At 60.4% G+C, this 19,091-nt stretch carries 14 protein-coding genes; 7 read left to right on the top strand and 7 right to left on the bottom strand.

From position 1 onward, the window contains the following. Complete coding sequence (locus OKB87_RS08650) at positions 1–483, bottom strand: DUF4442 domain-containing protein (RefSeq protein ID WP_016350215.1); 483 nt, start codon at positions 481–483, stop codon at positions 1–3. 244 nt (positions 484–727) lie between these two features. Between OKB87_RS08650 and fur the strand changes: the two genes are divergently transcribed. Then, complete coding sequence (gene fur, locus OKB87_RS08655; protein WP_011705427.1) at positions 728–1,156, top strand: ferric iron uptake transcriptional regulator; 429 nt, start codon at positions 728–730, stop codon at positions 1,154–1,156. A gap of 245 nt (positions 1,157–1,401) precedes the next feature. On the opposite strand, the gene glnS is transcribed toward fur, so the two are convergent. The 3 genes from glnS to nagE form a co-directional block, all read right to left on the bottom strand. Then, complete coding sequence (gene glnS / locus OKB87_RS08660; protein WP_016350214.1) at positions 1,402–3,063, bottom strand: glutamine--tRNA ligase; 1,662 nt, start codon at positions 3,061–3,063, stop codon at positions 1,402–1,404. Positions 3,064–3,411: 348 nt separating this feature from the next. Next, entirely contained in the window at positions 3,412–6,075 is a 2,664-nt protein-coding gene (locus OKB87_RS08665; protein ID WP_270827155.1) for a beta-N-acetylhexosaminidase, read from the bottom strand. Between the two features lie 122 nt (positions 6,076–6,197). Continuing rightward, positions 6,198–7,676, bottom strand: a complete 1,479-nt coding sequence (gene nagE, locus OKB87_RS08670) for an N-acetylglucosamine-specific PTS transporter subunit IIBC (RefSeq protein WP_016350212.1) — start codon at positions 7,674–7,676, stop codon at positions 6,198–6,200. Between the two features lie 273 nt (positions 7,677–7,949). On the opposite strand from nagE, the gene nagB reads away from it, so the two are divergent. The 3 genes from nagB to nagC are packed head-to-tail and all read left to right on the top strand — an operon-like array spanning position 7,950 to position 11,124. Next, on the top strand, positions 7,950–8,750 hold the full coding sequence (gene nagB, locus OKB87_RS08675) for a glucosamine-6-phosphate deaminase (RefSeq protein ID WP_011705423.1): 801 nt from the start codon (positions 7,950–7,952) through the stop codon (positions 8,748–8,750). A gap of 9 nt (positions 8,751–8,759) precedes the next feature. Further along, positions 8,760–9,905 carry an N-acetylglucosamine-6-phosphate deacetylase gene (nagA, locus tag OKB87_RS08680; protein ID WP_270827156.1) on the top strand — a complete coding sequence of 382 codons (1,146 nt, stop codon included), beginning with the start codon at positions 8,760–8,762 and terminating at the stop codon, positions 9,903–9,905. Positions 9,906–9,909: 4 nt separating this feature from the next. After that, on the top strand, positions 9,910–11,124 hold the full coding sequence (gene nagC / locus OKB87_RS08685) for a DNA-binding transcriptional regulator NagC (RefSeq protein WP_016350209.1): 1,215 nt from the start codon (positions 9,910–9,912) through the stop codon (positions 11,122–11,124). A 68-nt stretch (positions 11,125–11,192) separates the two neighbouring features. Here nagC and OKB87_RS08690 read toward each other — a convergent pair whose 3' ends face one another. The 3 genes from OKB87_RS08690 to aspS all read right to left on the bottom strand — a co-directional run bounded on the left by OKB87_RS08690 (position 11,193) and on the right by aspS (position 15,693). After that, positions 11,193–12,809, bottom strand: a complete 1,617-nt coding sequence (locus OKB87_RS08690) for a phosphoethanolamine transferase (RefSeq protein WP_270827157.1) — start codon at positions 12,807–12,809, stop codon at positions 11,193–11,195. Between the two features lie 281 nt (positions 12,810–13,090). Continuing rightward, entirely contained in the window at positions 13,091–13,831 is a 741-nt protein-coding gene (locus OKB87_RS08695; protein ID WP_011705419.1) for a YebC/PmpR family DNA-binding transcriptional regulator, read from the bottom strand. A gap of 95 nt (positions 13,832–13,926) precedes the next feature. Next, positions 13,927–15,693, bottom strand: a complete 1,767-nt coding sequence (aspS, locus tag OKB87_RS08700) for an aspartate--tRNA ligase (RefSeq protein WP_211067287.1) — start codon at positions 15,691–15,693, stop codon at positions 13,927–13,929. 432 nt (positions 15,694–16,125) lie between these two features. On the opposite strand from aspS, the gene OKB87_RS08705 reads away from it, so the two are divergent. The 3 genes from OKB87_RS08705 (at position 16,126) to cmoB (ending at position 19,091) form a co-directional block, all read left to right on the top strand. Then, positions 16,126–16,974, top strand: a complete 849-nt coding sequence (locus OKB87_RS08705) for a DUF72 domain-containing protein (protein WP_270827159.1) — start codon at positions 16,126–16,128, stop codon at positions 16,972–16,974. Between the two features lie 393 nt (positions 16,975–17,367). Next, positions 17,368–18,117, top strand: coding sequence for a carboxy-S-adenosyl-L-methionine synthase CmoA (gene cmoA / locus OKB87_RS08710; protein WP_270827160.1), 750 nt, complete (start codon positions 17,368–17,370; stop codon positions 18,115–18,117). Then, positions 18,114–19,091: a tRNA 5-methoxyuridine(34)/uridine 5-oxyacetic acid(34) synthase CmoB gene (cmoB, locus tag OKB87_RS08715; protein WP_270827161.1), complete on the top strand. Its 978-nt coding sequence runs from the start codon at positions 18,114–18,116 to the stop codon at positions 19,089–19,091. The genes cmoA and cmoB overlap by 4 nt, the downstream gene beginning before the upstream one ends.

The raw sequence follows: 19,091 nt of genomic DNA on the forward strand, positions 1-19,091 counted from the left end.
TCATGCTCTCTCGCCACTTCGGTGTTCCGGTTTGGCCCGCACATAGAGGGTGCGCTTGACCTGGGCCACCAGCTCGCCGCTTTGATCCTGCACCGTCACTTCGAACTCGGGGAAGTGCTTGTCTCCGCCGTCGGTCGCCGCCACGATGGCAGCCAGCTTGCCGTCGGTCAGGTTGAATTCGGCCACCAGCTTGCCCTTGCCAGGCTTGATGTAGTTGATGCTGCCGGCCTTGTCCCAGACGTAATAGCGGTTCTTGAAATAGCCCATCAGCATCAGCGGATAGATGGGATCGGTCATCGCAAACATGCTGCCACCAAACTGGGTGCGGTTGGCGTTCTTGTTCCACCAGCGGGACTTGAGGGTGACCCGGCAGAAGCGAAAATCATCGCTCAATGTCTCTATCTTGATGCCGGCGCCCCAGAAGGGGGGCCAGGCGTTGAGGGCGCGGCGCACCCAGGCCGCATTGTCAAAAAGCCAATCCATGGATCTCATCCGACCAGAGAGTGAAGAAGGTTACATTTTATCAACATTCATCAAACGAGCAAGCCGTCACGAGAATCCGTCCAATTCCGCCGGATGGCGCCATCTGCGCTAAAGCCCTTGAATTACTGGGTTTATTTTTAGGTGAGCTACGACCTATAATGACAGGCCAAGCGAGTTCGTGGTTGCCATTCCAGCGGCAGTCAATCAGAATAACCACACCTTCGAGAATGCGAATAAATAGAATATGGCAGACAACAACCAAGCGTTAAAAAAGGCCGGGCTCAAGATCACCTTGCCCCGTGTCAAAATCCTGGAAATCCTGCAACAGCCGGACTGCCAGCACACCAGTGCGGAAGATCTGTACAAACGACTGATCGACCAGGGTGAAGAGATTGGTCTCGCTACCGTATATCGCGTTCTCAACCAGTTTGATGATGCCGGTATTGTTACCCGTCACCACTTCGAAGGGGGCAAGTCGGTGTTCGAACTGGCCACCCAGGAACACCACGACCACCTGGTCTGCCTCGACTGCGGCAAGGTGATCGAGTTCTCCGACGAGGTTATCGAACAGCGCCAGCGTGATATCGCCCAGCAGCACAACATCCGGCTGACCAATCACAGCCTCTATCTGTACGGCCACTGCGCCGCCGGCGAGTGCAAGCACGAAGATTGACCCACCAGGCAGAGACAATAAAAAAAGCCAGCATCACGCTGGCTTTTTTGTGTCCGTCATTTAGAACCCGGTTAGGGTCTTGCTCCGAGGCCGTGCTCAAGGCTCATCTGCTGCTCAAAAACCTCACGTATCTCTATACGATCCATACGGTCTGGTTCCTGTACTGCTCTTCACCTTGCTGACAACCTCTCTAAACAGGTTCCCAGATCAAGAAAGGGCAGGGTCTCCCCTGCCCTCTGCTGTTATCAGGCCTCGGCCTTGCCCCACACGTCGCGCAGCGCCACGGTGCGGTTGAACACCAGATGCTCCGGGCTGGAGAGCTTGTTGTCGGCGCAGAAGTAACCTTCACGCTCGAACTGGTAAGCCTGCTCCGGCTTGGCGTTCTTCAAAGAGGCCTCGACGCGAGCGCCCTCGATGATCACCAGGGAGTCCGGGTTCAGAGCCGCTTCGAAGTCCTCTTCGGCGCCCGGGTTCGGCACCTTGAACAGACGGTCGTAGAGGCGCACTTCGGCCGGTAGGGAGTGAGTGGCGCTGACCCAGTGGATCACCCCTTTCACCTTGCGACCATCGGCCGGATCCTTGCCTAGGGTCTCGGGATCGTAAGAGCAGTAGATGCAGGTGACCTTGCCATCGGCATCTTTCTCGACCCGCTCGGCCTTGATGACGTAGGCATTGCGCAGGCGCACTTCCTTGCCCAGCACCAGTCGCTTGAACTGCTTGTTGGCTTCTTCTTTGAAGTCCGCTTCATCGATGAGGATCTCGCGGGTGAAGGGAAGCGTGCGGGTGCCCATCTCGGCGTTGTTCGGGTGGGCCGGGGCAGTCAGCACTTCGTCGGCTGCCAGGTTCTCGATCACCACCTTGACCGGGTGCAGCACGGCCATGGCACGCGGGGCGTTCTCGTTGAGATCTTCGCGGATGCAGGCTTCCAGCATGCTCATCTCGACGATGTTGTCCTGCTTGGTCACGCCGATGCGCTTGCAGAACTCGCGGATGGAGGCCGGAGTGTAGCCACGACGACGCAGACCGGAGACGGTCAGCATGCGAGGATCGTCCCAACCGTCCACGTGCTTCTCGGTCACCAGCAGGTTCAGCTTGCGCTTGGACATGACGGTGTATTCGAGGTTCAGCCGGGAGAACTCGTACTGACGGGGGTGGCAGTCGATGGTGATGTTGTCCAGCACCCAGTCGTACAGGCGACGGTTGTCCTGGAACTCCAGCGTACAGATGGAGTGGGTGATCCCTTCCAGGGCGTCCGAGATGCAGTGAGTGAAGTCATACATCGGGTAGATGCACCACTTGTCACCGGTCTGGTGGTGGTGGGCAAACTTGATGCGGTAGATAACCGGATCACGCATCACCATGAAGGGGGATGCCATGTCGATCTTGGCGCGCAGGCAGGCGGCGCCTTCGGCAAACTCGCCGTTCTTCATCTTCTCGAACAGGGCCAGGTTCTCGGCCACCGAACGATCGCGGAACGGGCTGTTCTTGCCCGGCGCAGTCAAGGTGCCACGGTATTCGCGCATCTGCTCGGCAGAGAGTTCGTCCACGTAGGCCAGGCCCTTCTCGATGAGCTCGATGGCATAGCCGTGCAGCTTGTCGAAATAGTCGGAGGAGTAGCAGATCTCGCCATTCCACTGGAAGCCGAGCCACTGCACGTCCTGCTTGATGGACTCAACGTACTCGATATCTTCCTTCACCGGGTTGGTGTCGTCGAAGCGCAGGTTGCACTGGCCCTGGTAGTCGCGGGCGATGCCGAAGTTCAGGCAGATGGACTTGGCGTGACCGATATGGAGATAACCGTTCGGCTCGGGCGGAAAACGGGTATGCACGCTGCTGTGCTTACCGCTGGCCAGATCTTCATCAATGATCTGACGAATAAAGTTAGTTGGGCTGTTCGCCTGACTCATGGCTCACCTCAAAAATGCGTCACTGGCGGAAGTTGTGCCGGCTGGCACCCTCATACCCCCGCCGTCAAGCCGGATATGATCCCTCATTACGCGCCCTGTCTCAACCTGAATTTGCCCGTTTCGGGGTACTGGCGCCGCAAAACGCCCTGCACTGGTGGCCGGTTTGACTGACTGGCGAAAAAAAAGACCCCGCACGAGGCGGGGTTCAAGGTGATGAAAAACAAAAACAGACAATATACACACACAACAAAGGCTCACACGCACAGTCAACCTTTCCCAAGCCCGATGGCCATCGCCCTTGGGAAAGGCGGGTCTTGCGACCCACCTTGCGTTATGGATTGAGGACTATCAGTTCAGCTCGGTGACGCGGCTGGTGCGCTTGCCATCGAAGCTGGTGGTACGCAGGTAGACCTTGCCATCCACGGTCGGCTTGGCGGCAGCGTCGTAGGCGCTCCAGCTCTTGCCATCCAGGCTGTACTGGATGGGCAGACCCGGCAGATCCACGTTCGCTTCCAGCACGCCGTTCACCACCTTGGCGCCCGGTACGGAGAGGCGGTATTCCACCCCGGCCTGGTCCAGTTTCGGCAGCACGCGCTGACCCAGTACGTTGGCGAACTGGTTCCACTCCTTGTTCAGGGTGGACTTGTTGACGAACTTGGTGGTGCCGGAGAACTCGCGGTTCTTCACATAGTCCAGCTCGAAGCCGCCCTTGTGCCAGGCACGCTCGGCCATGGAGAAGATGCGCGGGTAGACCATGTACTCGTATTGCGCGTCGGTACGCACGGTTTCGCTCCACTGCTGACCGGAGATCCCCTTGAACTTGACCGGCTCCTGGTCACCCTTGGCCACGAAGGCGTTGCCGTCGCGGTCAACCGAGGTCTCGGCGTTCTGCGGCAGGTTTTCCGGGGCGAAGGCGAACACCTTGCGGGTGTCGTTGAAGCGGGTAGCCCAGTAGTAGCCGCGCTCGGCCGGGTGTACCTCGTTCGGGAAGTCGAAGTAGAGGTAATCCGGGTTGGAGAGCACCACGTCATAGCCCTTGTGCGCCCACTTCATCGCTTCGTTGAAGCCACCCCAGTAGAGGGTTTCCCAGAAGTTGACCCGGGTCTTGTCGGTGGCGAACACGCTGGCATCCGTAGCGTACTTCAGACCATCTTCCCACGCCTGCAGAGTGGAGAAGCCGTGGCCCTTGACCATTTCGCTCACTTCCTTGGCGAAGTAGACCGGCAGCTCGGCCACGTCCTTGATCTTGCCATCGTCGATCATCTTCTGGCACATCGGGGACTTGCCGAACGGCTTGTCCTGCTTGCTGGAGTCGACGTTGCCCTTCCAGGCGACCAGCTCTTCTTTCTTGGTGACGGCCGGATCCTGGTAACCACCGCCCTGCATGATGTTCTTCGCCTCATCACCACCGTAGTGCCAGGCGGTCAGCGGCTGGCCGGCGGCCTGGTGCATCTGGGCCACTTCGTCCATCACCTTGGCCACGAAGGTAGCGGCGCCCGGCTGGCAGGGGTTGATGAAGGACATCTTGTCGTAGAACTGCACCGAAGTGACGTTGGAGGTATCGGCCGGGTCGGTCAGACGGAACTGGTTGGCTTCGGTCTCTTTACCTTCAGCCATCAGGCGCTTGTAACGCGCTTCCATGGAGACCACGGCAGCACGGGCGTGCGCCGGCATGTTGATCTCGGGGATCACGGTCACGCCGCGGGCCTTGGCATAGCGTACCAGGTCGATGTAGTCGGCCTTGCTGTAGAAACCGGAACCCTGGTTGTCGCTGGTCGGGCCGGAGCCCAGCTGCGGCATCAGGCACTTGGTTTCAGACTCGTCGTGGCAACGCTGGCTACCGACGTCGGTCAGCTCCGGCAGACCCGGGATCTCCAGACGCCAGCCTTCATCGTTGGTCAGCCCCAGGTGCAGCACGTTGAGCTTCATGGCGGACATCTGGTCCACCAGCTTCTTCAGGGTCTCAGGGCTTCTGAAGTGACGGGCAACGTCGGTCTGCATGCCACGGTATTCAAAGCGCGGCGCATCCTCGACGTGCATCTGGCTGACCAGCTTGTCGTTGACCCCCAGGAGGGAGATCAGGGACTGGGCCCCCCAGAAGGCGCCTTCGATGTCGTGACCCTGCACCACAGTGCCTTTCTGGCCGATGGTCATGTCGTAGCCTTCGGCCTGCTTGAGCTTGCTGCCGAGCTTGATGATCACTGGGTAGCCGGTGTCGGAGAGGGTAACACCCAGCTTGGTCAGTTGAGCCTTCAGGGCTTCAGCGCGATCGCTCGGCAGGTCCAGGGCATTGAGTTTGATGGTGGAGAAGTCGACCTGCGGGCCGGCCTTGACCACCTGCTTCATCGGAGTCGGCAGGATCTGGTTGTCGACCTTGCCAGCCGGCAGCAAGCTGCTGGTCTGGTTGGCGGCGAAACGGGTTTCGCTGTTCATCAGGATGTTGTTGTCATCCTTGGTACGCTTCCAGCCGTCGGCCGGCATCGGCTTCTCGTAGGTGGTGGCATCGTCGATGTTGCTCATGCTGGCCAGCACTTTCGGCTCGGCCCCTTCGCTGGCGACATACCAGTTCGGCATGATGTCAGATTCGAACAATACCCAGTACTCCACCACCAGCGGCACTTCGACCGTGGCATCCTTGGCAAAGCCCTGGAACTTCTCGGTCGGCGTCAAACGATAAAGGTCGCCGGTCAGGTGGGTGATGGTGAACTGGTCATTGTCCACCCGCTGGATGCGGCGAATGGAGGAGACATAGATGCTCCAGTCTTTGGAGGTAACGTCAGCACCGGTATTGGTCAGGTGCAGCTTGGCAACGCCGCAGCTCGCCCACTCGGAGCCCAACGCCTGGCAGTCAAGGCCGGCGCCGGCACCATCGTTGGTGACGACTTCGTACTTGACGACGAGGTTGCTGGCGAGGGCGTCGACCACGGCTTGCTTGGCGGCATCGGCTGCCTGCACCTGGCTGACGAAAACGGTAGACATGGCAATGGCTAACAGAGAATGTTTCAAGTTCATAACTGCTGCTCTCATTTGAAGTAAAGGTTGGATTTTCTTGGCTTTTTTTATATGGGGCCCCGAGGCGGGGCCCTTAGTTATGTCAACAATGGACTTAGACTTGAGGCGAGCTTGGCGCCCGATTAACGCAGGGCCTTCATCTCACCGGCGATGATTTCGGCCAATGGGCCCAGAATCACCTGCAGGTTCTGCTCACCGAGCTTGACCACACCGGCCGCGCCCAGGGCTTTGAGCTTGCGCTCGTCAACGATGCTGCGGTCTTTCAGGGTCAGACGCAGACGGGTGATGCAGGCATCGATGGTCACCAGGTTCTCCTGACCACCCAGCACTTCCAGATACTGGCGTGCCAGTTCGGTACGGTCGGTGGTCTGGGCAGCAGCCGGAGCAGCAGCTTCATCATCTTCACGACCCGGAGTTTTCAGACCCAGTTTGGCAATGACAGCGCGGAATACCACGTAGTAGAGACCGAAGAACACCAGACCTTGCGGGATCAGCATGTACCAGTTGGTCGCCAGCGGGTTGCGGCTGGAGAGCACCATATCCACCAGACCGGCACTGAAGCCAAAGCCGGCCATCCAGTGCATGGAGGCTGCGATGAACACGGAAACACCGGTCAGGAAAGCGTGAATGACGTACAGCACCGGTGCCACGAACATGAAGGAGAACTCGAGCGGCTCGGTCACCCCAGTGAAGAAGGAGGCAAAGGCGGCTGCGATCATGATGGATGCAACTTTGTCCTTGTTCTCTTTCTTGGCGGAGTGGTAGATGGCCAGTGCGGCGCCCGGCAGACCAAACATCATGATCGGGAAGAAGCCAGCTTGGTACATGCCTACCACGCCTTTCACCTGATCCAGGCTCTTGCCTGCAGCCAGAGCGGCATCGATGGTAGCCTGACCACCCAGGAAGTTCGGGATGTCGTTGATACCGGCCACGTTGAACCAGAACACGGAGTTCAGGGCGTGGTGCAGACCAATCGGGATCAGCAGGCGGTTGAAGAAGGCGTAGATACCGGCGCCGGTGGAGCCCAGGCTGACGATGGATTCACCAAAGCTCACCAGACCACCGTAAATGACCGGCCAAACGGCCATCAGGATGAAGGAGACGACGATCATCACCACGGAGGTTACGATCGGCACCAGACGGCGGCCGGAGAAGAAAGCCAGCGCCTTGTGCAGTTCTACGCTGCTGAAGCGGTTGTAGAGCTCGGCGGCGATGACACCACACAGGATACCGACGAACTGGTTGTTGATCTTGGCAAAGGCTGCCGGAACCTGCTCTACAGGGATGCCTTTAATCATCGCCACAGAACCAGGGCTCAGCAGAGTGGTCACCACCAGGAAACCGACCAGACCGGCCAGCGCGGCAGAACCGTCTTTGTCTTTGGACATACCATAGGCAACACCGACCGCAAACAGCGTGGACATGTTGTCGATCAGTGCTGAACCCGCCTTGATCAGGAAGGCGGCCAGCGCGCTGTCACCACCCCAACCATTCGGGTCAATCCAGTAGCCAACCCCCATCAGGATCGCGGCGGCAGGCAATACCGCTACCGGCACCATCAGGGCACGGCCGATCTTTTGCAAATAACCGAGAATGTTCACGGTTCCTCTCCTTAGTTAATGTTTTTCTAGAAATTAAGTGCTTATCACGTTTGACGCATAAGCCATCAAGGCTTGATTGGCAGTCTAGGGCTTTTATTTCGCTGCGCAAATTAATAAACCTGTAATCGTGATCATTATCACCCAAACGAGATAAAGGTGGCGGATAGATGTGGCTTAGTTCGCAATCTTTATTTACGCTATAAAACAACTTGAATCCGTCCCAGTCTATTTGCCGCCGACATCCCGGCAGCAACCCGTACAGAGGTATCTACAATGCGCCTGATCCCGTTGAAATCTGCCAGCCAAGTGGGCCTGTGGTCTGCCCGTTACATCGTTGACCGTATCAATGGGTTCAAACCCACTGCCGAGCGCCCCTTCGTACTGGGCCTGCCCACTGGCGGCACCCCGCTCAACACTTACAAGCGCCTGATTGAACTGCATAAAGCCGGTGAAGTGAGCTTCCAGAACGTGGTTACCTTCAACATGGACGAGTACGTCGGCCTGCCGGAAGATCACCCGGAGAGCTACCACAGCTTCATGCACAACAACTTCTTCAGCCACATCGACATTCGTCCCGAGAACATCAACATCCTCAACGGCAACGCGCCGGATCTGGTGGCCGAGTGCAAGCGCTACGAAGACAAAATCAAGTCCTACGGCAAGATCCACCTGTTCATGGGCGGCGTCGGCAACGACGGCCACATCGCGTTCAACGAACCGGCCTCATCCCTCTCCTCCCGCACCCGGGTCAAGACCCTGACCGAAGACACCCGCATCGCCAACTCCCGCTTCTTTGGCGGCGACATGGAGCAGGTGCCCAAGCTGGCGCTGACCGTAGGTGTCGGCACCCTGATGGATGCGGAAGAGATCATGATCCTGGTGACCGGTCACGGCAAGGCCCAGGCCCTGCAGGCCGCGGTAGAAGGCAGCGTCAACCACATGTGGACCATCTCCACCCTGCAACTGCATCCGAAGGGAATGATGGTGTGTGACGAGCCCTCCACCATGGAGCTCAAGGTCAAGACCGTGCGTTACTTCCAGCAGCTCGAAGCCGCCAACATCGGCCGTCTGTAAGGAGTCACCATGTACACATTGACCAACTGCACCCTCTACACCGGCAGCTGCGTGCTGACCGGTTACGGGGTGGTCATCGAGGGCGACAAGATTGTCGCCATCTCCCGCCTGGCCGAACTGCCGGCCGGCATCGAACGCATTGATCTCAAGGGTGCCAACCTGAGCGCCGGTTTCATCGACGTCCAGCTCAACGGCTGTGGCGGCGTCATGTTCAACGGCCACATCACCACCCAGACCCTGGCGACCATGCAGGCCGCCAACCTCAAATCCGGTACCACCAGCTTCCTGCCGACCCTGATCACCAGTCCGGATGCAGACATGAAGCAGGCCGTCGCCGTCACCCGCGACTACATGGCGGCGCACCCCAACGAGGTACTGGGCGTCCATCTGGAAGGACCCTATACCAACCTCAAGCGCAAGGGGATCCACCCAGCCGAGCAGATCCGCCAGCCCGCCGACGAAATGATCGACTTCTTCTGCGCCAACGCGGATGCCATCGCCAAGATCACCCTGGCGCCGGAGCGCAACAAGCCGGAGCACATCCGCCGGCTGGTGGAGGCCGGCATTCTGGTCTCCGCGGGCCATACCGCCGCCAACTATGACCAGGCCATGGCCGGGTTCGACAACGGCATCCGCTTTGCCACCCACCTCTATAACGCCATGACCCCGACCGTGAACGGTCGCGAGCCGGGCGTGGTCGGTGCCATCTACGATCGCAAGGATGTCTACGCCGGCGTCATCGTCGACGGTCATCACGTGCACTGGGCCAACGTGCGCCTTGCGCACAAGATGCTGGGAGAGCGACTGGTGCTGGTCACCGACGCGACCGCACCGGCAGGGGCACCGGAAGGCTTTGAGAAGTTTGATTTTTGTGGCGCAACCGTCTATTTCCGCGATGGTCAGTGCGTCGACGAGAATGGTACACTCGGCGGCTCTGCCCTCACCATGATTGAAGGGGTGGAGAATCTGGTCAAACAGGTCGGATTACCGCTCGATGAAGCACTGAGAATGGCCACCCTTTACCCTGCTCGCGCCATTGGATGGGACTCACGTCTCGGTAGTATCCAGGTCGGAAAAATAGCCAACCTGACTGTCTTTGATCAGGCCTTCACGGTCTGCGGGACCGTGGTTAACGGACACTACACAACACAGTGACACTATGACTGGCGGACAAATAGCAAACGTAGATCTTATCAAGCAGGTCAACAGTGCAGCCGTGTATCGGCTCATCGACCTGCAGGGGCCCATCTCGCGGGTCAAAATTGCCGAGTTGAGTCAGCTGGCCCCGGCCAGCGTGACCAAGATAACCCGGCAACTGATCGAGCATGGCCTGATCAAGGAGACCTCGCCGCAAGCCTCCACCGGCGGACGGCGCGCCATCTCCCTGACCACCATCAAGCATCGCTTCCAGTTTGTGTCCGCCAAGCTCGGCCGCGGCTACCTGCAGCTCGCCCTGTATGACCTCGACGGCAAGGAGCTCGATCAGCACATCACCCAGGTGACCGAGATCGAGCAACAGCCGGTGGTCGACATGCTGCTGCGGGAGATCGGTGCCTTCATCGACTCCCAGCAGGATCGCAGCCGCAACCTCATCAGCATCGCGCTGACCATGCCGGGTCTGGTCAATCCGGAATCCGGCATGGTCATCTACACCCCCAAGTACCAGATCCGCAATCTGGCGCTGGCCAAGCTGCTGGAAAACCACTTCAACCTGCCCTGCTACGTGGGCAACGATACCCGCTCGCTGGCACTGGCCGAACACTTCTTCGGCGAGTCCCGCGACTGCATGGACTCCATCCTGGTGAGCGTCCACCAGGGGGCGGGCTCGGGCATCATCACCAAGGGCAAGGTATTCCTCGGCCAGAACCGCAACGTCGGCGAGATCGGCCACATCCAGGTCGAACCGCTCGGCAAGCGCTGCCACTGCGGCAACTTCGGCTGCCTGGAGACCATCGCCTCCAACGAGGCCATCGTCGACAAGGTGAAGGAGCTCATCAGCCGCGGCCACCTGAGCTCGCTGCAGGAGAAGCACATCACCATCCAGGAGGTGTGCAAGGCGGCCATGGCCGGTGACGAGCTGGCCCGCAGCGTGATCGAGAACGTGGGTGAGCATCTGGGACGGGCGGTGGCCATCACGGTCAACCTGTTCAACCCGCAGAAGGTGCTGATCGCGGGCGAAATCACCGCCGCCGAAGAGATCCTGTTCCCGGCCATCCGCCGCTGCGTGGAGCACCAGTCGCTGCCAAGCTTCCATCGCGGCCTGCCCATCGTGAAGGCACGCTTCCAGAATCAGCCCACCGTCGGCGGTTTCGCGCTGGTGAAGCGGGCCCTGCTGGAAGGGGACCTGCTGCAGATCATCATGGAGCAGAAGTAAGGCCGAGGCCTTGCGAAACAACAACGGCAGCCAGTGGCTGCCGTTTTTTATTGGTCACTTTCGCCGGCTCACCCCGCCCTGCACGGTTTGAACAGATCCAGCGTTCCGTCATACACCTGGGTCTGCACATCCATGATGCCGAGCATGGAGTGGAACAGATTGTCGTGGGAGAAGCGCTTGCTGGCCGCCTCCTGCTGCAGACAGGTCATATCCAGCTGGCGATCGGCCTGCAACTGGGGGGAAAACCAGGTCATCAGCGGCACCCGGGTCTGATCGTCCGGGGCAAACTTGTAGGGGGTGCCGTGCAGGTAGAGCCCCATGGCGCCCAGAGATTCGCCGTGATCCGACAGATAGACCAGCCCCACGTTGTAATCCTGCTCCAGCGTCTTGAGCTTGTCGATGAGACGGGCCACCACCTTGTCGGTGTAACGGATGGTGTTGTCATAGGTGTTGACCAGCTCTTCATTGGTGCAGTTTTCGATGTCGCTGCGCGGGCAGTCCGGCACGAAGGTCCGCTCACTGGCGGGATAGCGGCGATAGTAGGTCGGGCCGTGGCTGCCCATCAGGTGGAAGGCCACCAGCTTGTTGCCCTTCATCTGCGCGATCTGCCGATCCAGCCCCTCCAGCATCACCTCGTCGTAGCAGGAACCCTTCTGGCAGTACTGGGGAAAATCCTTGGCCTCGATCTCGATGGTGGGCACGTTCTTGCACACTCCCTTGCAACCGCCGTCATTCTCCTTCCACAGCACGGAGACCCCGGCGTGCTGCAGCACATCCAGCATGCCGTCGCGGGACTGGGCCAGGGTGTCGTCATAGCCGCGCCGCGTCAGGTTGGAGAACATGCAGGGCACCGAAACCGCGGTGGCGGTGCCGCAGGAGCGCACGTTGTGAAATGAGACCATGCCCGACTCCCGCGCGGTGAAGCTGTTGGTGGCCTTGCCGTAACCGTTGAGGGAGTAGTTCTGGCTGCGCGCCGTCTCCCCCACCACCAGAAACATCAGGGTCGGCTTGCCGCCCTGCCCCACCACCCTGGCATCCGTGCCCAACTGCTGATACGGGATCGGAGTGGCAAACAGGATGTCGGTGGCGTAGCGATAGAGGCCGTGCACATAGTTGGCGGGCACTATCTCCTTGCCGAGGGACTTGTTGTTGCGCCCGACCGAGGCGTAATCCTGGTAATAGAGCGCCGCCACTCCCACCAGAAACAGCAGTGACAGGGCGATGGAGCCAAGCCGCAGGCCCAGCCCCTTATACCAGGGACGGGGATACTCTATCTTCACCCACAGCAGGGCCAGCGCCGGCAGCAGGCCGGTCAGCACGAACCAGAGCAGGATGGAGGCATTGAAGTAGGAGGTCGCCTCCCCCGTGTTGGTTTCGACGATGTTCTGCACCATGCTCACGTCGAAGATGACGCCGTATTTCAGCATGGCGTAGCTGACCACGGATCCCATCAGGATCAGCAGCACGAAGAAGGGCTTGAGCAGATAGCGAAAGGTAAAGAGCAGGAACACCGCGTTGAGCGCGGCCAGCAGCACGAAGGGGATCGAGAGGGCGAAGCCCGTCTTGACGTGTTCCAGCTTGGTGAGAATGGTGTAAAAGTGCAGGAAAATGGGCCAGTTGAATACCAGTGCAAACAACAGCACCAGCAACAGATTCACCTTCATCACACCCAGGGTGATGCGCATAACGATACTCCGACAAACCAGGCAGGACAGGGGCCACACAGGGCACCTCTTGTTGCAGTCTCGCTTGCCGATCCCTCCTCCCGAGGTGATGGCGGCAAGGGGCAGCGAGGCCCGGACACGGCAGGCAGCTTAAAAAGCCAAACTTAAGGGAAAATTAAGGCGGGCAATGTCATGGCCGGCACGGCCTTCGGCGTCAGGCCATCACAAGAAAAACGGCAGCCGAGGCTGCCGTTTTAGCTGGGGCGAACAGAGCGTCGCCACCGGAGTGTTCACGAACCCGGTTACAGGGTCGCGGCGACTTCGTCGGAGATGGAGCCGTTGTGGTACACCTCCTGCACGTCGTCCAGATCTTCCAGCATGTCGATGAGGCGCATCAGCTTGGGCGCGGTCTCGGCATCCAGCTCGGCTTCGGTGGACGGGATCATGGTCACTTCGGCGCTCTGGGGCTTGAAGCCGGCGGCTTCCAGACCATCGAGCACGGTGCCGAAATCGTTCGGGGTGGTATACACCTCGATGGAGCCATCCTCTTCGGTCACCACGTCGTCGGCACCGGCTTCCAGGGCGGCATCCATCAGAGCATCTTCATCGACACCCACGAAGGTCAGCAGCCCTTTCTTGCTGAACAGGTAGGCAACAGAGCCATCGGTACCCAGGTTGCCACCGCACTTGCTGAAGGCGTGACGCACTTCGGCAACGGTACGGTTGCGGTTGTCGGTCAGGCACTCCACCATGACGGCAGAGCCGGCCGGGCCGTAACCTTCGTACACGATGGTCTCGAGCTGTTCGCCATCGCCACCGCCGGCGCCACGCTGGATGGCACGGTTGATGGTGTCGCGGGTCATGTTGCCGGTCAGGGCAGCCGCCACCGCCGCACGCAGGCGCGGGTTGTTGGCAGGATCGGCATCACCCAGACGCGCGGAGGTGGTGATTTCGCGGATCAGCTTGGTGAAGATCTTGCCGCGCTTGGCGTCTTGCGCCGCCTTGCGGTGTTTGATGTTGGCCCATTTACTGTGACCTGCCATAGGGACTCTCCGTTATTTTTGAATTTCAGTAACACTGGTCATGACTAATGCAAGGGAAAGGCCGCATTGCTGCGGCCTTTGCTGCCGGTAACGGCTTATTCATCACCCTTGACGGTGGTCGCAATCGCCAGCTCGCCCAGTTGGGCGGCGTTGGCAAAGCTGGGGGCGTCTGTCATCAGACAGGCGGCCGCCGTGGTTTTCGGGAAGGCAATCACGTCCCGGATGTTTTCAGTACCGGTCAGCAGCATGCTCAGACGGTCCAGGCCGAAGGCCAGGCCGGCGTGCGGCGGGGTACCGTACTTCAGGGCGTCCAGCAGGAAGCCGAACTTCAGGCGCTGCTCGGCCGGGGTAATCCCCAGGATGTCGAACACGGTGGCCTGCATCTCGCTGTTGTGGATACGGACAGAGCCGCCACCCACTTCGTAGCCGTTGATCACCATGTCGTAGGCGTTGGCGTAAGCGCCTACCGGGTTGGCTTTCAGCTGCTCCGGGCTCAGGCCGCTCGGCGCGGTGAACGGGTGGTGCATGGCAGCCAGACCGCCTTCGCCATCTTCTTCGAACATCGGGAAGTCGATGACCCACAGCGGCTTCCAGCTGTTCTCCAGCAGGCCCAGATCGCGGCCCACTTTCAGGCGCAGGGCGCCCATGGCATCGCACACCACTTTCTTGGAGTCGGCGCCGAAGAAGATGATGTCGCCGTCGGCTGCGCCGGTGCGGGCCAGGATCTCGCGCACGATGGCGTCGGAGAGGAACTTGGCAACCGGAGACTGCACGCCTTCGATGCCGTTGGCCGCTTCGTTGACCTTCATCCAGGCCAGGCCCTTGGCACCATAGATGCCGACGAACTTGGTGTACTCGTCGATCTGCTTGCGAGAGAGCTCGGCGCCGCCCGGTACTTTCAGGGCAGCCACGCGGCCTTTCGGATCGTTGGCGGGGCCGGCAAACACGGCGAACTCGACCGTAGTCAGCAGATCAGCCACATCGACCAGCTCCATCGGCAGACGCAGGTCCGGCTTGTCGGAGCCGTAACGACGCATGGCTTCGTCGAAGGTCATGATCGGGAAGTCGCCCAGATCCACGTTCAGGATGTGCAGCCACAGTTTGCGGATCATCTCTTCCATGATTTCACGCACCTGGGGTGCGGTCATGAAGGAGGTCTCCACGTCGATCTGGGTGAATTCCGGCTGGCGGTCGGCACGCAGGTCTTCGTCGCGGAAGCACTTGACGATCTGGTAGTAGCGGTCGAAGCCGGACATCATCAGCAACTGCTTGAACAGCTGCGGGGATTGCGGCAGGGCGTAGAACTTGCCCTTGTGCACGCGGCTCGGCACCAGGTAGTCACGAGCCCCTTCCGGGGTGGCCTTGGTCAGCATCGGGGTCTCGATGTCGAGGAAGCCGTGCTCGTCCATGAAGCGGCGCACGAAGGCACTGGCCTTGGCGCGGGTCTTCAGGTACTTGGCCATCTCGGGGCGACGCAGGTCCAGGTAGCGATACTTGAGGCTCACCTCTTCGCTGTTGACCTGGTTGAAGTCCAGCGGCAGCGGCTCGGCACGGTTGATGATGGTCAGCTCGTGGGCAAACACCTCGATGGCACCGGTGGCCATGTCGCTGTTGCGCTGGGAGTCGGGACGCGTGCGCACCACGCCGGAGACCTGAATGCAGAATTCGCCGCGCAGTTCGGAGGCCAGGGCAAAGGCGTCCGGCTTGTCCGGATCGAAGAACACCTGCACGATCCCTTCCCGGTCGCGCATGTCGATAAAGATGAGGCCGCCCAGATCGCGACGACGATGGACCCAACCGCACAATGTAATGGTCTGCCCTGCATGGGCCTCATTGACCTGTCCGCAATAGATAGAGCGCATGGACTTCTTCCTTCGAATTTGTAGAGAGACGGTTAACCTGGGTCGCCGGGCACGACTGGCAAGCACCGTCTGTCTCACAGCTGGCCAGATCCTGTTCTTGCCCGGTTTGAAATCTGTCTCGTACCGTCCGACCGCCGGGATCGGACACCTGCCGCCGATATCGGCTCGACCAGAGGCGGCTGGCAAGCGGCCGGGGTGTCGGGCGGAGGGCATCGGCAAGCGATTGTTGTTTGGCCGCATCATGGCCGCTGCCGTCGTCACAATATGCGTACAGCGGCGTGAGTCACAACAAATTGGCAAACAAAAGGGCTGGCATTATAGAGGAAAACCCCCATTTGGGTAAAATGGCCAGCAGCCTCCTTTGCCCTGTTTTTTACATCCCGGGGCAAAAAAGGGGGATAAAACGAGATAAACCCGCAGACAGGATCCCTCATGAGCCTCTTTTTGGGCCTGCCACAATGGTCTCACCCGGCCTGGCCAGGTCACTTGCTGGGCGTGGGCGCCAAGCCCGCCGAGCACCTCGCCCACTATGCCCGGGTATTCAACACGGTGGAAGGCAATACCACCTTCTACGCCTCGCCGACCCCCGACACGGTCCGGCGCTGGGCCGATGCGGTGCCTGCCCACTTTCGCTTCAGCTTCAAGTTTCCGCAAACCATCAGCCACCAGAGCAATCTGGTGAGCGCCGACAAGCAAGTGAGCGACTTCATCCGCCTGCTGGAGCCCTTGCACGACAAGCTGGGGCTGCTCAAGCTGCAGCTGCCCGCCCGCTTCGGCCCACAGGGGTTGCCCCGTCTGGCGGCCTTTTTCGAGCGGCTGCCACCGGCGTTTCGCTATGCCCTCGAGGTGCGCCACCCCGATTTCTTCGCCAAGGGCGAAGCGGAGCGGCAGTTGAACCGGCTGCTGATGGAGAAGGGCATCAACCGCATCATGCTCGACAGCCGGCCGCTGTTCTCGGTGCCAGCCACCACGGCAGCCATGATCGATGCCCAGGGCAAGAAGCCGAGGCTGCCAGTACACCTGCTGGCCACCGCCAATGCTCCCGTGGTGCGGCTCATCGGCCTGCCGGATCCGGCCGCCAACCACCCCTTCCTGCCAGGCTGGCTTCCCCACTGGCGCCAGTGGCTGGCGGAGGACAAAGATCTCTACCTCTTTATACATACGGCCGACAACGCCCAGTCCCCCGAGCTGGCCCGTCAGGTTGCCCGCCTGCTGGGGGAAGAGATGGCCCCCTGGCCGGGGGAAAACGATCGCGCGCAGCAGGGCGTGCTGCCCTTTTAGTCAGCCGCCTCACCCCGTCTTCCCCGCCGCGAAAAAAAGCCGTTTTTTTGTGGCTGGACGGGGCTTGGCGTCAAGACAAACGCCGACCTTTCCTCTACACTAGCGCCCCAAGTAAGGACCCGGACCGCCAGCCCAGCACAATCCGATGCAGGCAGGCGTCCGGCGCCATAAACAGGGCCCTGACGCCAGTGTGCTGCAACTCGTTGCCGCAGATGGTGCCGCCCTCAGAAAGGACCAGGATGATGGTCCATTGCGAACGGAACCGGCCCGATGGATCTCAAGGCCCGCCACCCCGTTCGTGAACCGGTGACGACCCGGCCCGGACCGGTGTCACCCAACGATTCAATTGAACAAAACAGTCGGTTCGCGCACCGGCTGTCAGGTTGCGCCAGCATGCATACCAAAGATCAGATTTTTGCCGCCCCTATCGCTCGATTGGGGGATTTTTGCTTTGACGAACAGGTCGTCGATGTCTTCCCCGACATGATCCAGCGCTCGGTGCCGGGTTACAGCAACATCATCTCCGCCATCGGCATGATGGCCGCCCGTTACGCCCAGCCACAGAGCCGGCTCTACGACCTCGGCTGCTCGCTCGGCGCCGCCACCCAGGCGATGCGTCGCCACGTCACCCAGCCCGGTTGCCACATCACGGCGGTGGATCTCTCCCACCCCATGATCGAGCGCGCCCGCGCCCACCTCTCTGGCTTCAAGTCCGAGGTGCCGGTGGAGCTGGTGGAGGCGGACATCTGCGACATCGCCATCGAGAACGCCTCCGTGGTGGTGCTCAACTTCACCCTGCAGTTCGTCGAGCCCGAGAAGCGGGCCGCCCTGATCCAGCGCATCTTTGATGGGCTGTGCCCGGGCGGGATCCTGATCCTGAGCGAAAAGTTCCGCTTCGAGGATGCGCCGGTCAACGAGCTGCTCATCGACCTGCACCTCGACTTCAAACGCGCCAACGGCTACAGCGAGCTGGAGATCAGCCAGAAGCGCACCGCCCTTGAAAACGTGATGCGCACCGACAGCCTGCCGGTGCATCAGGCCCGCCTGCGGGAGGCCGGCTTCGTCCATCAGGATCTCTGGTTCCAGTGCTTCAACTTCGGCTCCATGATTGCCATCAAATCGAGCGAGCCTGCCCAGCCATGATCGACTTTGCCAACTTCTATCAGCTGATCGCCAAGAATCGGCTGAGCCACTGGCTGCATACCCTGCCCGCCCAGTTGCACGCCTGGCAGCACGACAACCAGCACGGCGATCTGCCGCGCTGGAACCGCGCCCTCAACAAGCTACCGCAGGTGGCCCCCGGCCACATCGAGCTGCACAGCCGGGTCGAAATCGGCTCGGCCGAGAGCCTCGGCGAAGGGGAGCGCAAGAAGGTGGAGAGCCTGCTGCGCCACTTCATGCCCTGGCGCAAGGGGCCGTTCACGGTGCACGGCATCCACATCGACACCGAATGGCGCTCTGACTGGAAGTGGGATCGAGTGCTGCCCCACATCAGCCCGCTTGCCGGCCGCTACGTGCTGGACGTGGGCTGCGGCAGCGGTTACCACCTCTGGCGCATGGTGGGCGAAGGAGCTCGGCTTGCGGTCGGCATCGACCCGAGCCCGCTGTTCCTCTGCCAGTTCGAGGCCATCCGCCACTTCGCCGGCAACGACCAGCGCGCCCACCTGCTGCCGCTCGGCATTCAGGAGCTGCCGGAGCTGCGGGCGTTTGACACCGTCTTCTCCATGGGGGTGCTCTATCACCGCAAGTCTCCCATCGAGCACATCGAACAGCTGCGCAACCAGTTGAAAGACGACGGCGAGCTGGTGCTGGAGACCCTGGTGATCGACGGCGACGTCAACGACGTGCTGGTGCCCACCGATCGCTACGGCAAGATGCGCAACGTCTGGTTCATCCCCTCCAGCGCGGCCCTCAAGCTGTGGGTCGAGCGCTGTGGATTTACCGATGTGCGGATTGTCGACGAGAATATGACCAGCACCGACGAACAGCGTCGTACCGACTGGATGATTAATGAATCCCTGAGTGATTATCTGGATCCAACCAATCCCGCACTCACGGTAGAAGGACACCCGGCACCGAAACGTGCCGTACTGATTGCCAGAAAGGCCAAAGACTAG

Origin of the sequence: Aeromonas sp. Y318-1 (genome assembly GCF_027706125.1) — a bacterium.
Lineage (GTDB): Bacteria > Pseudomonadota > Gammaproteobacteria > Enterobacterales > Aeromonadaceae > Aeromonas > Aeromonas hydrophila.